This window comes from Rhodoferax sp., from assembly GCF_039922535.1.
Lineage (GTDB): Bacteria > Pseudomonadota > Gammaproteobacteria > Burkholderiales > Burkholderiaceae_C > Rhodoferax_B.
On sequence record NZ_JBDTEM010000366.1, the window covers coordinates 1 to 14,878 of the forward strand.

Annotated in this window: 9 protein-coding genes; 6 read left to right on the forward strand and 3 right to left on the reverse strand. The window is 60.0% G+C overall.

From position 1 onward, the window contains the following. Window positions 1-227: 227 nt before the first annotated feature. Entirely contained in the window at window positions 228-1,364 is a 1,137-nt protein-coding gene (locus tag ABI213_RS17500; protein WP_348028019.1) for a sugar ABC transporter substrate-binding protein, read from the reverse strand. Beyond that, the gene (locus ABI213_RS17505) at window positions 1,327-4,293 is read right to left on the reverse strand and encodes an HD domain-containing phosphohydrolase (protein ID WP_348008845.1); all 2,967 of its coding nucleotides are present in this window, start codon (window positions 4,291-4,293) and stop codon (window positions 1,327-1,329) included. Before ABI213_RS17505 ends, ABI213_RS17500 begins: the two co-directional genes overlap by 38 nt. 613 nt (window positions 4,294-4,906) lie before the next feature. Between ABI213_RS17505 and ABI213_RS17510 the strand changes: the two genes are divergently transcribed. Both ABI213_RS17510 and ABI213_RS17515 read left to right on the forward strand, forming a co-directional pair. Continuing rightward, window positions 4,907-7,852: an EAL domain-containing protein gene (locus ABI213_RS17510; RefSeq protein WP_348008846.1), complete on the forward strand. Its 2,946-nt coding sequence runs from the start codon at window positions 4,907-4,909 to the stop codon at window positions 7,850-7,852. A gap of 37 nt (window positions 7,853-7,889) precedes the next feature. Then, window positions 7,890-9,248 carry a TAXI family TRAP transporter solute-binding subunit gene (locus tag ABI213_RS17515; RefSeq protein WP_348008847.1) on the forward strand — a complete coding sequence of 453 codons (1,359 nt, stop codon included), beginning with the start codon at window positions 7,890-7,892 and terminating at the stop codon, window positions 9,246-9,248. A 152-nt stretch (window positions 9,249-9,400) separates the two neighbouring features. Here the strand turns inward: ABI213_RS17515 and ettA are convergent, their stop codons facing one another. After that, window positions 9,401-11,062 carry an energy-dependent translational throttle protein EttA gene (gene ettA / locus ABI213_RS17520; RefSeq protein ID WP_348008848.1) on the reverse strand — a complete coding sequence of 554 codons (1,662 nt, stop codon included), beginning with the start codon at window positions 11,060-11,062 and terminating at the stop codon, window positions 9,401-9,403. 256 nt (window positions 11,063-11,318) lie between these two features. On the opposite strand from ettA, the gene ABI213_RS17525 reads away from it, so the two are divergent. From ABI213_RS17525 to ABI213_RS17540, 4 genes are all read left to right on the forward strand, one after another. Continuing rightward, window positions 11,319-13,187, forward strand: coding sequence for a DEAD/DEAH box helicase (locus tag ABI213_RS17525; protein ID WP_348028021.1), 1,869 nt, complete (start codon window positions 11,319-11,321; stop codon window positions 13,185-13,187). A gap of 192 nt (window positions 13,188-13,379) precedes the next feature. Further along, window positions 13,380-13,925, forward strand: coding sequence for a PaaI family thioesterase (locus tag ABI213_RS17530; RefSeq protein ID WP_348008850.1), 546 nt, complete (start codon window positions 13,380-13,382; stop codon window positions 13,923-13,925). A 42-nt stretch (window positions 13,926-13,967) separates the two neighbouring features. Beyond that, window positions 13,968-14,375 carry a lactoylglutathione lyase gene (gene gloA, locus ABI213_RS17535; protein ID WP_348008851.1) on the forward strand — a complete coding sequence of 136 codons (408 nt, stop codon included), beginning with the start codon at window positions 13,968-13,970 and terminating at the stop codon, window positions 14,373-14,375. Between the two features lie 113 nt (window positions 14,376-14,488). Then, on the forward strand, window positions 14,489-14,878 hold a 390-nt coding region (locus ABI213_RS17540), incomplete at its 3' end, for a caspase family protein (RefSeq protein ID WP_348028023.1).

Sequence of the window (14,878 nt, forward strand, 5' to 3'; positions counted from 1 at the left end):
GGATCTGTAGCTGCCTGTGGAGGTGCTGCGTGGGTTAGCAGTGCTTTTTTCATGCAATCTTTGAAATTGGCCATTTCCATTACGATACCGTTTCTAAAACTTAACATAATATACATCGTATGAAGTAAATTCACGGCATCTTAACCGGTAGCTAAGCGGTCCGATCCGCATCCAGCAGTTTTCTGCCGATTCATCGGATGGCTTGTCTTGGGCAGCCCTAAAGCTCCTCACTTGCCCCAAATCTTCCTGTATGACTGGCGATATCCGTTGTCCGGGTCGTATTGGTCTCGATCTCCACCGGACTGCATCACGTTGTCGCCCACTACCAAATGCGCATGCGGTACATAGCCACTGGGACGTTCACCCGCAAAGGCGCGGTTCAGTTCATCGACCAGCTGCCAGCCTTGCAAATTCAGCGGCTCGGCGACGGTTGCCGCCTGACCGGTGCCAGCACGGATACGCCGAAAAGCACTCGGGGATCCGTCTCCGGCGGAGATATTGCTTAGCATTTTGGGCGCGTTACCAGCGTTGGCCAGGGCATCTGCATACAGGTCGTTGATGCCCAGCGTGTGCGTCCAGCGGGCGCCGAAGCGCGCTTTGAACTCTTCAACCTTGGCGGGCATTTCTTCGTCTACCCGGTCCAAGCGCATGTCGACCACTTCCAGCAGCTCGCAACCACGGCAGTTGCGCACGACGACCGATAGGTCGTCGGCCTTGGCGCGCGCAATACCGAATCGTGTATCGGTGAACACCACCATACCGCCCCGCCCTTTGCCCTGTACTACCGCATAAGAGGCGGCGGCCAGAGAGACCTCGCGTGAGCTGGTGGCCACATTGGTGAATAGTTCGGTGCCGGGTACGGCTCCCGGCTCAAACGCTGAATGCCAACCGACGACGACACCTTTGTTGCCGACCATCTTGCCTATCCAGGGTGCAAAGTCTGCGGCTGTAAAACCACCGAGGATGATGCCGTCGCCACCGGACGAGGCTTTCAAGGCCTGCACTAGTTTTTTGTCGTCACCCACCGCATCAATCACGCTTAACTTCCAACCAATCGCGGCTGCAGCCTCCCTCACGCCGGCCAGCGCACCGGCAATGCCGGAGTTCTTTAAATCGACGGCGACGAAAACCACGCTTTTATTGGTTACAGCGCGGGGGCCCGCGGTTGGGCCATCCCAGCCAGAGCGCAGGTCCAACGCCCGCGCCACGCGGGCTTCTGCGCGCTGCTGGGCCGCATCGGCCAAGGCGGCAGTTGGAAGCAGACTTAAAGTGCACATGGCCGACATGATTACGCCCGCGAAATGACCACCTTTGGCGCGCAAGCTGTCAGCGCTGTGCAAGGTACTGCTCCACTTCGACTTCATCCACCTGCTCCGGGTTCAGAAACTTGGCCGCGTATTCGACATGGATGCCCGACCGTAGAAACAGGTCGAACAGATCAGGGTCAATGTGGGCATCGTCCCGCATCTTCGCCATGATGGCTATCGACTCCGACAAGGTCTTGGCCTTCTTGTATGGGCGGTCGGCTGCCGTCAGTGCTTCAAAAATATCGGCAATCGCCATCATGCGGGCGGGGATGCTCATCTCGTCGCGCTTTAGCCGCTTGGGGTAACCGGTGCCGTCCATCTTTTCGTGGTGGCCGCCAGCGATCTCGGGCACATTGCGCAAATGCCGTGGCAGGGGCAGCAAGGTCAACATACGGATGGTCTCAATCATGTGTTCGTTGACCTTGAAGCGCTCTTCATCGGTCAACGTGCCACGGCGGATCGACAGGTTGTAGATCTCGCCGTAGTTATACAGATGCTGCGGCACCTTCATCTTGAAGCCCCAGGGATTGTCTTCGGCCAAGGTTTCGCGCGCGGGGCGCTCGATGATGTGGTCTGGCCGATCGGCCAGCAGCGGCTCTTGCGCCGGCAAGGGCACCACCGGTTGCTGCTGTCGGCGCGCTTGCTCAATGTGCGACAAGCCGACGCGGTCATCCAGCGTGCGGGTCCAAGTCCGTGCGGCGATTTTCTGCAAGCGTTCGATGTGTGCGGGGGCCATGAACTCCCCTCCTACGTTGCTGGCCGCCACAAAGCCAAAATCATTGTCCAGTTCCGCCCAAAGAGCCTGCAATAGTGCCAACCGGGCATCACGTTCTGCGCCTTGCAAGCCGCCTGCGGCGATATCTTTCCAACAGGCAACTTCGGCTTCGCGTTTGATGACCTCGAAGCGTGTACGCACCTCATGCAAGCGGTCGCTGATGGTCTCTAGCTTGGTCGCCTTGTCAATGACGTATTCGGGCGACGTGACCTTGCCGCAGTCGTGTAACCAGGCTGCAAGGCTCAGCTCTTCCCACTGCTCCTCGTTCAGGGTGAAGTCTTGAAAATGTCCCTGTTTTTCGTTAACGGCGGCCTTCGCCAACATCTCGGTCAACATCGGCACCCGGGCGCAATGTCCGCCGGTGTAGGGGCTTTTGTAGTCGATGGCGCCGGCAATCAGTTCGATGATGCCTTCCATCATCTGCTTCTGCTCCAGTATCAGTCGGTTGGTTTCAATGGCCGCGGCCGCTGTGCCCGACACGGCTTCCACAAGGGCACGAACGTGGATGTGTTGGGCGCGTTCGTCGGCATCCGGGTCACTTGATAAAAGCAACACACCGATCAATTCGCTGCGCCGGTTCATCAGCGGAATCGCCAGCAATTGAAATGCGCCTGTGTAGTCGAGCGCGGGGTACCAGCGGGTAGCCTCAGCTGGCGTCAGCAGTGCTTCGACAATGTGGCCTGCGGCGGCACGCACCACAGGATGGTCATCGTCTACCCCGGGCACCAAGATCGGCAACTGCAACTCGGTCAGCAGCTCGCCGTCCATGCTGGCGATCTGCGGTTTCAGCTTGCCGTCGGGTTCGGTCAAGTAGACCACGCCGCCACGGGCGTTGGCCACCTGGATGGTTTCACCCACAATGCGGTTCAGCAGGTGGTCAAACCGCTTCTCCCCGCCGAGCACCGCACTGATCGCCAGCAACCGAGTGATCGTGGCTTTCATGGTTGCCATGGCGCTGGCCAACCGGTCAATCTCGACGATGAAAGACTTGGCGCGCAGTGGTTTCTCAAAACGCAGCGAATTGATCTCGTTGGCCTCCGTCGTCAAGCGGTTGAGCGATTTGGATACCAGGCGCGATAACCACAGTGCCGCCGGAATCGCCAACAACAGCGCGCCAACCACCAGCCACAGCAGATTGCGCCGGATGCGGTAGGCCTCCACCAGCAACTCAGGCTCCGGTGCAATCATGGTTAGGGTTATGGGCACTTCTCCTGGCAGTAGCACCTGTGAGGTCAGCCAACGGTCGGAATCGAGCTCGGTCACGTTGGCGCCCAGCGCCGGTGTGGCGGGCGCGACGGGTGCTGAGCCTGCGGATGTTACTGAAGTCGCGTGCGCAAACACCTTATCGAATACCGGCTGCTGCAGGTCGTCCAGCTTGAGCAACACCGGATTCCCGATGTCGTTCACCTGTAGAACCACATTTGGCCGGCTGCTGGCAAGCACGTACCCATTCCGATCGGTAATCACCGACTCCGCGGTTGGCGATGCTTTACTCAAGCGCAGCAAGTCGTCCAGGGACTTTAGCGTGACATCGACACCCACCACCGCCGTGCTTTGCATGTTGCGGTGCGCAAAGGTGATACCCACCTCACCGGTGGTGAAGTAAATGTAGGGATCGGTCTGGATGCCATCCGAAGAGCGTTTCGCCATGGTGAACCAGGTACGTACCCGGGGGTCGAAAGCGTAGTTCGGCTCCAGCCGCTCGGCCAGCAGCGCCAGTTGCGCGTCGTAAAACAAGAAGCGCCCAATGCGCAAACCCTCGGCATCGCGCGAAGTACTCTGGACCAGGTACACAGTACCCACTGGCGCTTGCACCGAACGCCCCCACACCGATTGCTCGTCCAACTGGCGCATCAAGATGAAATCGCCGTTGTCATAACCGACATACACCGCAGAGATACCCGACCCGGTGCTAAGAGAGTCCGCCATCAATTGCACAAATGTCAAACGGTCGCTCTCGCTGGCGGCCATCACCAGACGGGTACTTGACAGCAAGCGGGCCATCATCGCTGCGGGTCCGCTGCGCGCATTCAACGCCAAGCTGGTTTGTTGCCCAATCCGCTCAAAAATTTGTGCCGCCGAGGCCAACAACATGTTCCGCGTCTGAATGTATTGCGTGGTAACGATGATGCTCGCAAAAGCAAACAACAAGGCCAAGAAAAGGCTGGAGACGTAGACGTGCAGCGAGACTTTTCGGGGGCGGTAGGGCATGTGCGGTCTTGGGCCTCGTTTAGGTTTGGATGTTTCCTAGCCGCGGTGGCCAACAAGAATGGGTATTTTTTTGCCTTATCGGAAAAAACATTGTAAGCATACGTAAGTACTCCGTCGCTACCGGAATTTTCGTCAAAAAAACTTTCTTCAGCGATCGGTACGTGAACCCCTCAGCGCAGGAAATAAATAGAAGGAGAGGATGCCTAAAACTTATCAACTTACCCGTAGTCACAACGTGCGACCCAACTCTGTTTCCACCAGGTCAAGGCAAACGTGCGCAGCCTCATTGGTTACGCCAACCGTAGAGACGCCCGTTAAATTTTTACTATCTAAATAATAGCTTCTTGCGCATGCTGCATAAGCGTAAAAGCAGTTTTTTATATATATTTACGCCATGCGGACCTGCGCCCTGTATCGCCTGCCACGGCTTCTGCGTTATTGGTGCCAGGTGCCATCGCCTCTTGGCATGACGGTCCTGGCAGGGGGATAAGTTATAGGCTATATAGTCCGCCCAGAAGAAACAAACTGACACACTCAGAGACGAAATGAACCTCCATCCACGATGACCACCAGGCCCTTACGACGCTATTCCCACGCTGTTCATGGATGGGTGGTGGCAGGCATTGTTTTTGTGATCACGGCTTGTGCGGCGTGCCTGTTGGTGTGGAACATGGAACAGCGCCGGGTGCAAAGCGAACGCGCCCGAGTCGACAGCATCGTGGCAGACCGGGCGCACGCCATCCAGAGCACGATTGAACGGGCGCTGTCCAGTGCCTACGCGCTGTCAGCGATGGTCCACCAGGCGGGCGGGGAATTCTCTAATTTTGAAGGTGTGGCCAGCGAAATGCTGTCTTTGTACCCGGGTGTGACCATGTTTGCCTTGTCCCCCGACGGCATTGTCCGCCAGGTGGTGCCGTTGGCAGGCAACGAGGCCACCCTGGGTTTTAACCAGCTCACAGATCCGAAGCAAAGCAAAGAAGCCAAGCTCGCTGTACAAACCGGCAAACTCACGCTGGCAGGGCCGCTAAACCTGGTGCAGGGTGGTTTGGGCGTGGTAGGCCGTTTGCCTGTGTATTTGCAAGATTCTCAGCAGACACGCGTGCACCCTTCCGGTCCACGGTTTTGGGGGATTGTGTCGGTGGTGATCCGCTTGCCAGAAGCATTGGCGGGCAGTGGCGTGGCGCAGTTGACCGAACACGGCATCGCCTATGAGCTATGGCGCATCCGGCCCGACAGCCAGCTCCGGCAGCGCATTGCCATGTCCGGCACCCAGGCTCCAGCCGATACCGTAGACCGGGATGTGCTGGTACCCAATGGAAAATGGGTGCTGAGTGCCGCGCCCATCCAGGGCTGGGGAGATCCGGCCGGGCTGGCGTTCAAAGTGGCGCTGGGCGTGCTATTCAGCGCCCTGCTGGGCTGGGCGGCCCACCTGCTGATGCAACTCAAACGCCAGGAACAGAACCTGGAAACCCAGGTCGCCGAGCGCACCTGCGAAATATCTGCCACTCAGAACAAGCTGCAGGCCACGCTGGACGCGATTCCCGACCTGATGTTCGAACTCGGCCTGGATGGCACGGTGTACGACTGCCGCATGCCCCCTGCCCTGCTGCTGGACATCCGACCTGGACAGTATCTGGGCCGCAAGGCCGAAGACCTATTACCCACAGAGGCCGCGCTCACGGTGGCCATGGCTTTGAGCGAGGCGCAGCAGATTGGACGCTCAGAGGGCGGCCAGCTAGAGCTGCCGTTTGCCCAGGGACTTCAGTGGTTTGAAATCTCGGTGGCGCGCAAAACAACTTTGGACGGGCCCGACCAGGATGCTCCCCGTTTTATTCTGCTGGCCCGCAACATCACCCAGCGGGTACAGGCGGATCTAGACTTGCGCATTGCCGCCACGGCCTTCAATGCGCAGGATGGCATGGCGGTCACCGATGCACAGCGTCGCATCTTGCGTTGCAACTCGGCGTTTACCCAGATTACCGGGTACACCGAAGCCGATGTGCAGGGCCAGAGCCTGAATATCCTCAATTCGGGCCGACACCCGCGCGAGTTTTACCAGGCCATGTGGGACAGTGTGGATGCCACCGGTACCTGGCGCGGCGAGGTCTGGAACCGACGCAAAAACGGCGAAATTTACCCGGATTCGCGCAGCACCACGGTAGTGAAAGATGCCCACGGCCAAGTCACGCACTACGTCAACACCTTCAACGACATCACGCAGCGTAAAGCTGCCGAAGAAGAAATCAACCAACTGGCGTTTTACGATCCACTGACCCATTTGCCGAACCGTCGTTTGCTGGTGGACCGGCTGCGCCAGGGCTTGGCGCTGGGCGCGCGCAGCCACCATTTTGGCGCGCTGCAGTTCATTGATCTGGACAACTTCAAGGCGCTGAACGACAGCTTGGGCCACGACATGGGTGACTTGTTGCTACAGCAGGTGGCGACACGGCTGGCCGCATGCGTGCGTGCCACCGACACCGTGGCACGCTTGGGCGGCGATGAATTCGTGGTGCTGCTGACGCAGCTGAGCGCCAACCGCGAAGAAGCTGCCGCCCACGCCGAGGCGGTGGGAGAAAAGATGCGCCATGCCATCACCCAGCCTTATCTACTGGAAACACACGAGCACCAGTTGTCGGCGAGCCTGGGCATCACCCTGTACCAGGGCATGGATGCCAGTATCGACGAACTACTGAAGCAGGCTGATCTGGCCATGTACCAGGCCAAAGCGGCCGGGCGCAATACGCTGCGTTTTTACGACCCGCAGATGCAGGCGGTGGTGAACACGCGCGTAGCGCTGGAAGCCGACATTCGCCGCGCCCTGCTGCTACAGCAATTTCAGCTGTACTACCAGGTACAGGTGGATGCAAAGGGTCAGCCCTTGGGAGCCGAAGCGCTGTTGCGCTGGCCGCACCCGCTGCGCGGCATGGTGCCACCTAACGAGTTCATTCCCGTGGCCGAAGACACCGGTTTGATCTTGCCGCTGGGGCTTTGGGTGCTACAGCAGGCCTGCACCCAGCTCCATGCCTGGAGCCTGCAAGCCGCCACCCAGCATTTAACACTGGCGGTGAATGTCAGCGCACGGCAATTCCGCCAGCCCGATTTTGTGGCATCGGTGCTGCAGGTACTCGGCAGCACCGGCGCAGCAGCGCACCTGTTGAAACTGGAACTGACCGAGAGCCTGCTGGTCAACGACGTAAAGGAAACCATCGCCAAAATGCGGGTGCTCAAGGCCAGCGGTGTGGGGTTTTCGCTGGACGACTTCGGCACGGGGTATTCATCGTTGTCGTATCTGAAGCGCTTGCCCTTGGAGCAACTAAAGATCGACCAGTCTTTTGTGCGGGACCTTCTCACCGACCCTAACGATGCGGCTATCGCCCGCACCGTCATCGCGCTGGGCCACAGCCTGGGCCTGGCGGTGATTGCAGAAGGTGTAGAAACGGAGGCACAGCGCAGCTTTCTTGCGACCCAGGGTTGCGATGCCTACCAGGGCTACCTGTTCAGTCGCCCGGTTCCGGCGCAGGCTTTTGGTGAGTGGTTGCACCGCTATGTAGAGGCGTAAGCAGCGCAGACTCTGGGCCCTCCTAGAATCGGCCCCCATGCCCAAGACACTCAAACTGATCCTGCTGTCCCTGCGCGACCTGATCGTCTCGGCCGGACCGGTCGTATTCTTCGTGATCGGCGCGCTGGCTGCCGCATACTGGTATCTCGACCCGCAACCGCCGAAAACCGTCATCCTCGCCACCGGACCTGCTGGCAGTGCCTATGCCGAGTTTGGCAAGCGCTACGCCAGCGCACTCAAGCTCAATGGCATCGAGGTGGTACTGAAGGCCACCGATGGCGCAGCCGACAACCTGCAAATGCTGCGTAATGGCGAGGCCGACGTGGGCTTTGTGCGTGGCGGCAGTGCCGACCCTGTCGCCGATGAAGAAGCGGGTTTGATGTCCTTAGGCAGCCTGTTCTTTGAGCCGCTGTGGCTGTTCTACCGCACCGACGCGGCCCGCAAAATTGCCCCTGACACCGCTGCGCTGACCGGCCTGCCCCAGCTAAAGACGCTGCACATCAACATCGACAAACCAGGCAGCGGCGTGCCCGACATCATGGAGAAAATGTTCAAAGCCAACCACATCGAACTCCATTCGCTACGGGCATCGAACCTGGAACCTGCGCCCGCTGTGGACGCGCTGCTGGCAGGCAAACTGGACGTGGTCGTGTTGGCCTCGGCACCCCAGTCGCCGCTGGTGCAGCGCCTGTTGCGCACCCGTGGCATCCAGTTAATGGACTTCGGCCAAAACGACGCCTATGCCCGGCGCTTTCCGTTCCTGTCGGCCGTAACGCTGCCGCGCGGTGTGATTGACCTGGCCGCTGACTTACCGCCGCACGACGTGTACATGCTGGCCGCCACCACCTCGTTGATTTCCCGCGACCAGACCCACCCTGCCCTGCGCCAACTGTTTGCCCAGAGCGCACAAACCGTGCACAGCGGCGCAGGCTGGTTCAACCGGGCGCGCGACTTCCCCAACACCCGGACCAGCGAACTACCGGTCAGCCCAGAAGGCGACCGCGCCATCAACGGCACGCCGCCATTCTGGCAACGCTACCTGCCCTTTTGGGCCAGCAACCTGATCGAACGCATGTGGCTGGTGCTGGGCGGCCTAGTGGTACTGATGTTGCCCCTGAGCAAAATCGTGCCGCCGCTGTACCAGTTTCGGGTCCGTAGCCGGGTTTTCCGCTGGTACGCCCGCCTGCGCGAGATCGAAACCAAAGTCGATGCCCGCACCGGCGACCGCAATGCCTTGCTGGACGAGCTCGATGAACTCGACCGTGTGACCCATCGCATCACCGTCCCCCTTTCGTACACCGACGAGCTCTACGCCCTGCGTAACAACATCTACGCCGTACGCGGCCGACTGCTAGCCAATTGGCCGCAAGCATCCGATCCAGCCGCAGAAGAATAAGCGGCGAAAAAACAAAAACGGCCCGCATAAACGAGCCGTCTCCCTTCCAGAGATACCGCAGAACTGGCTCCGCCAGGCTGCTGGTATCGCCCCCCTGCAAGGGGGTAGGCGCTACACGCAGTGAGCGCCATGGGGGTGTGATTATCCCTTGCCTACTTCAATGCTTTGAAGCGCATCCGCTTTGGCTTGGCACCCTCTTCGCCCAAACGCTTCTTCTTGTCGGCTTCGTACTCTTGGTAGTTGCCGTCAAAGAAGGTCCACTGGCTGTCGCCTTCGCAGGCCAGGATGTGGGTGGCGATACGGTCCAGGAACCACCGGTCATGGCTAATCACCATCACGGTGCCTGCGAATTCCAGCAGCGCGTCTTCCAACGCACGCAGGGTTTCCACGTCCAAGTCATTCGATGGCTCATCCAGCATCAGCACGTTGCCGCCTGCAATCAGGGTCTTGGCCAAGTGCAAACGGCCACGCTCACCACCCGACAGCGAACCGACGCGCTTTTGCTGGTCGCCACCGTTGAAGTTGAAGCGGCCGCAGTAGGCGCGGCTGGCCATTTGGAACTTGCCCACGTTCAGTATGTCGAGCCCGCCGGACACGTCTTCCCAGACGGTCTTTTCGTTCGCCAAGTCGTCGCGGTTTTGGTCCACAAAGGCCATCTTCACGGTGGAGCCGACTTTTACCTCGCCCGAATCGGCCTTTTCCTTGCCCGCAATCAGCTTGAACAGCGTGGATTTACCCGCGCCGTTGGGACCGATGATGCCGACGATGGCACCAGCGGGGATCTTCATGCTCAGGTTGTCGATCAGCACGCGGTCGCCAAAGGACTTAGTCACGCCGGTGAACTCGATCACTTCGTTGCCCAAGCGGTCGGCCACGGGGATGAAGATTTCGTTGGTTTCGTTGCGCTTTTGGTACTCGAAATCGCTCAGCTCTTCAAAGCGGGCCAAACGGGCCTTGCTCTTGGCCTGGCGGGCCTTGGGGTTTTGGCGCGACCATTCCAATTCCTTCTTCAAAGCCTTGGCGCGGGACTCTTCACCCTTTTGCTCCGACTCCAAACGGGCTTGTTTTTGCGTCAGCCAGTCGCTGTAGTTGCCCTTGTAGGGAATGCCGGAGCCTCGGTCCAGCTCCAAAATCCATTCGGCGGCGTTGTCCAAAAAGTAGCGATCGTGGGTAATAGCCACCACGGTGCCGGAATAGCGCTGCAAAAATTGCTCCAGCCAGTCCACCGATTCGGCATCCAAGTGATTAGTCGGCTCATCGAGCAGCAGCATGTCGGGCTTGGACAACAACAGGCGGCACAGTGCCACGCGGCGCTTTTCACCACCGGACAACACGCCCACGACGGCATCCCACGGTGGCAGGCGCAGCGCGTCGGCGGCGATTTCCAGTTGGTGCTCGGAATCGGTGCCTGCGGTGGCGATGATGGCTTCCAGCTCGGCCTGCTCGGCGGCCAGGGCATCAAAGTCGGCATCTTCTTCGCCGTAGGCGGTGTAGACCTCTTCCAGGCGCGCCTTGGCGGTGAACACCTTGCCCATGGCGGACTCAACGCTTTCCCGCACGGTTTGCGTGGGGTCGAGCTGGGGTTCCTGCGGCAGGTAGCCGATGTTCAGGCCGGCCATGGGCTGGGCTTCGCCTTCAATTTCCTTGTCCAGCCCGGCCATGATCTTGAGCAGGGTGGATTTGCCCGAGCCGTTGGTGCCCAGCACGCCGATCTTGGCGCCGGGGAAGAAGCTGAGCGAAATATCTTTGAGAATGTGGCGCTTGGGCGGCACGATCTTGCCGACGCGGTTCATGGTAAATACGTACTGGGCCATCTTTTTGGAGGTGAAGTTGCTGACAAAAAATCTGCCGAAACTAGTCGGGCGAACGCCGATTATCCCAGCATGCGACAATCCACAGGTTGCGGCATTCCAATTGGCTGCAACGCCAGCACTTCGCTGGGGGCCAAAACCAAGATAAACCCTCTTGTTTTGCGTCCATTTTTAAAAAATGTCTGCCTTTGATTGGTGCCCCAGTTCACAACTTGGGCGATAGGCCAGGCTTCCAAGCGCCCAGGACGGGCGCAACAAAATGAACTTTGAAGAACTGAATCTGGCCCCGGCCATTCTGAAGGCCGTGCAAGAGCAAGGCTATACCGAGCCCACACCGATCCAAGCACAGGCCATTCCGGTCGTCTTGGCGGGGCACGATCTGCTGGGCGGTGCGCAAACCGGCACCGGCAAAACGGCAGCGTTCACGTTGCCCCTGCTGCAGCGCCTCACCGAGAGCGCTCCGGCAACCAACAAATTTGGTGGCAAGGGCATCCGCGCCCTGGTGCTCACCCCCACCCGCGAACTCGCCGCCCAGGTGGAAGAGTCGGTGCAGACCTACGGTAAATACCTGGAGCTGAGCTCCACCGTGATCTTTGGCGGTGTGGGCATGAACCCGCAAATCACCAAGGTCAAAAAAGGCGTGGACATTCTGGTCGCCACCCCAGGCCGCCTGCTGGATCTGATGCAGCAAGGCGTGCTGGATCTGGGCCAAGTGCAAATGCTGGTGCTGGACGAAGCCGACCGCATGCTGGACATGGGTTTCATCCACGACGTGAAAAAAGTGCTGGCAGCGGTGCCCCGCGACAAGCAAAGCCTGCTGTTCTCGGCCACTTTCAGCGATGAAATCCGTGACCTTGCAGCCACGCTGCTGAAGAACCCGCAAAGCGTGCAAGTCACGCCACGCAACACCACCGTACAGCGCATCACCCAGGTGATCCATCCGGTGGGCCGCGGTAAGAAGAAGGCTTTGTTGGCCCACATCATCCAGGAGCACAACTGGAGCCAGGTGCTGGTGTTCACCCGCACCAAGTTCGGTGCCAACAACGTGGCCGAATTCCTGGAAAAGAACGGCATCACCGCGATGGCGCTGCACGGTAACAAGAGCCAGTCGGCCCGCACCCAGGCCCTGCAAGGCTTCAAAAGCGGCGATGTGCGCGCCCTGGTGGCCACCGACATCGCTGCCCGCGGTATCGACATCGACGACCTGCCACACGTGGTGAACTACGAAATCCCGAACGTCTGTGAAGACTATGTGCACCGTATCGGCCGTACCGGTCGCGCCGGTGCCGAAGGCGCTGCCGTCAATTTGGTGTGCCTGGACGAAGAAGGCTTCATGCAAGACATCGAGCGCTTCACCAAGCAAGAAATTGCGGTGCAAGTGATCGAAGGCTTCATGCCCGAACCCAATGAGCGTGCCGAACCCATCGCCATGGGTCGCCAGACGATCTGGGGCGGTGCGGGCAAGCCACCTAGCAGCGACGTGATGCAGGCTGCTGCAAAAGCGGCTCGCACTGAAATGCTGCAACGCGTGCGTGACAGCAAGGGTGCCAATGGCGGCGACGGCGCTGGCCGTGGCAACGGTGGCGGTCATGGTGGTGGCAATGGCGGCCCCCGCAATGCACCCCGTGGTGGCTCGCGTGCCCCGCAGGGTGACGGCATGGCTCCACGCCCTCAGGGCGCACGTCCACCCCAGGGTGGCCGCGGTGGTCGTCCTAGCGGCCCTGGCGGTGCACGCACCGGTGGCGGCGGCTACGGTGGTGGCAATGGTGGTGGTGGGTACGGCGGCGGCAATAGCTACGGTGGTGGAAACGGCAATGGCGGCGGCTACGGCGGCGGTGCCCAGCCCGACCACACCCGTTCGGCATCCATGGGTGGCCAGGGCCCTGCGCCCCGCCCGGCCCAAGGCGGTCAGCCTGACCCCATGCGTACCAGCGTAGACAGCATGCTGGACCGGGGTCGCCGTGGTGGCTTCGGCGGCGGTAACCGCAACGGCGGTGGTGGTGGCGGCTACGGTGGTGGCAATGGCGGTGGGAATGGCGGTAATGGCGGCGGCGGCTTTGGCGGTGGCCGTAGCGGTGGCGGCGGTTCCCGTGGCCCTGGCGGCCCACGCGGTTCGTTCGGCCGATAAGCCCGAAAATTTGAACGTTTTAAGGCTCTAGCGCTGCTTGCATATGCAGCAGATGCTACTAAATATAGAGCATTGAGACTTTTCACCCAAAGGCGCATGGCAACTGTCATGCGCCTTTTTATTTACTACGTTTTTTATAGCTGTCGCCGCAGGTAACATATGCTCTAGAACCTTTATTTTTATAGGAAACCTATGACAAGCGAAGTCATCCAGGCGCAGTGGATTGCCCAATGTGACGCGGTCACGGCCATCCTGCGCGCCGGCGGCGGCCAGGCCGGACTGGCCAAGCCTGAACAGGTGGCTGGCAAAACAGGGCTGGAGATTCTGCAAGCGATGCTGTCCGGTGCCCTACCCTACCCGCACATCGCCGACACCATGGACTTCGCGCTGATCGAAGCCAGCTTTGGCAGCGCCACCTTCCAGAGCACGCCGCAGCTGAAGCACTACAACCCGCTGGATTCGGTGCACGGCGGCTGGTATGCCACCTTGCTGGACTCGGCGCTGGGCTGCGCGGTGCAAAGCACCCTGCCCGCGGGCCGTAGCTACACCACGGCCGAGCTGGGCGTGAACATCGTGCGCGCCGCCTCGCACACATCCGGCCCCTTGCGCGCCATCGCCACGGTACTGCATTCAGGCCGCCAACTGGCCACCGCCGAGGCGCGCATCGTCGGCCCCGATGGCAAGCTGTATGCCCATGCCAGCACGACGTGCTTGGTGTTTGAAGCCAAAGCAATCTAGATTTACCAGCACAATAACGCTCCCCCACACACCTAAAACACCATGCGACTTCTCCACACTATGCTGCGCGTTGGCGACCTGCAGCGCTCCATCGACTTCTACACCCAGATTCTGGGCATGCAACTGCTGCGTATTTCGGAAAATGCCGAGTACAAATACACCCTGGCCTTCGTGGGCTACGGCAGCAACCCCGACCATGCCGAGCTGGAGCTGACCTACAACCATGGCGTGACCAGCTACGAGCTGGGCACCGCCTACGGCCACATCGCCTTGGCTGTGCCCGATGCCTACGCCGCCTGCGAAAAAATCAAATCCGCCGGTGGCCAGGTCACGCGCGAAGCCGGTCCGGTCAAGGGCGGCACCACGGTGATCGCCTTTGTGACGGACCCGGATGGCTACAAGATTGAGCTGATCCAGCGCGCCGAACACGCGGGCGGCTCGGGCATTTAAGAGCAGTTTTAGGCCGCTTGCTTCGTCCCCTATTTAGAGGACGTAGCACCCGTCCGGTGTCTTGACACGGTGTAATCGCCGGGCGGAACATGGTTTCTTTTTGAGGAGACACCATGGCCACCAAAAAAGCCACCACCATCGTCGCCAAAGCCAAGGCCCTATCGCTGCACATGGGGCTAAATGGTGTCAGCGGCGCGGCCTATTCGGGCTGGACCGGGCCCTTGGCGGCCTGTGAATTCGATGCCAATGACATGGCCGCCATTGCCAAAGCGCAAGGCATGCGGCCCACCGTGCTGATCACCAAACAGGCCACCCGCACCAAATTTTTAAGCGCCCTGCGCAGTACCGCAAAAACGCTGGTGGCAGGCGATCTGTTCTTTTTGACCTATTCTGGCCACGGTGGGCAAGTCACCGATATCAACAACGACGAACCCGACGGCAAGGACGAAACCTGGTGCCTGTATGACGGCCAGATTCTGGACGACGAGCTGTATTTCGAGTAC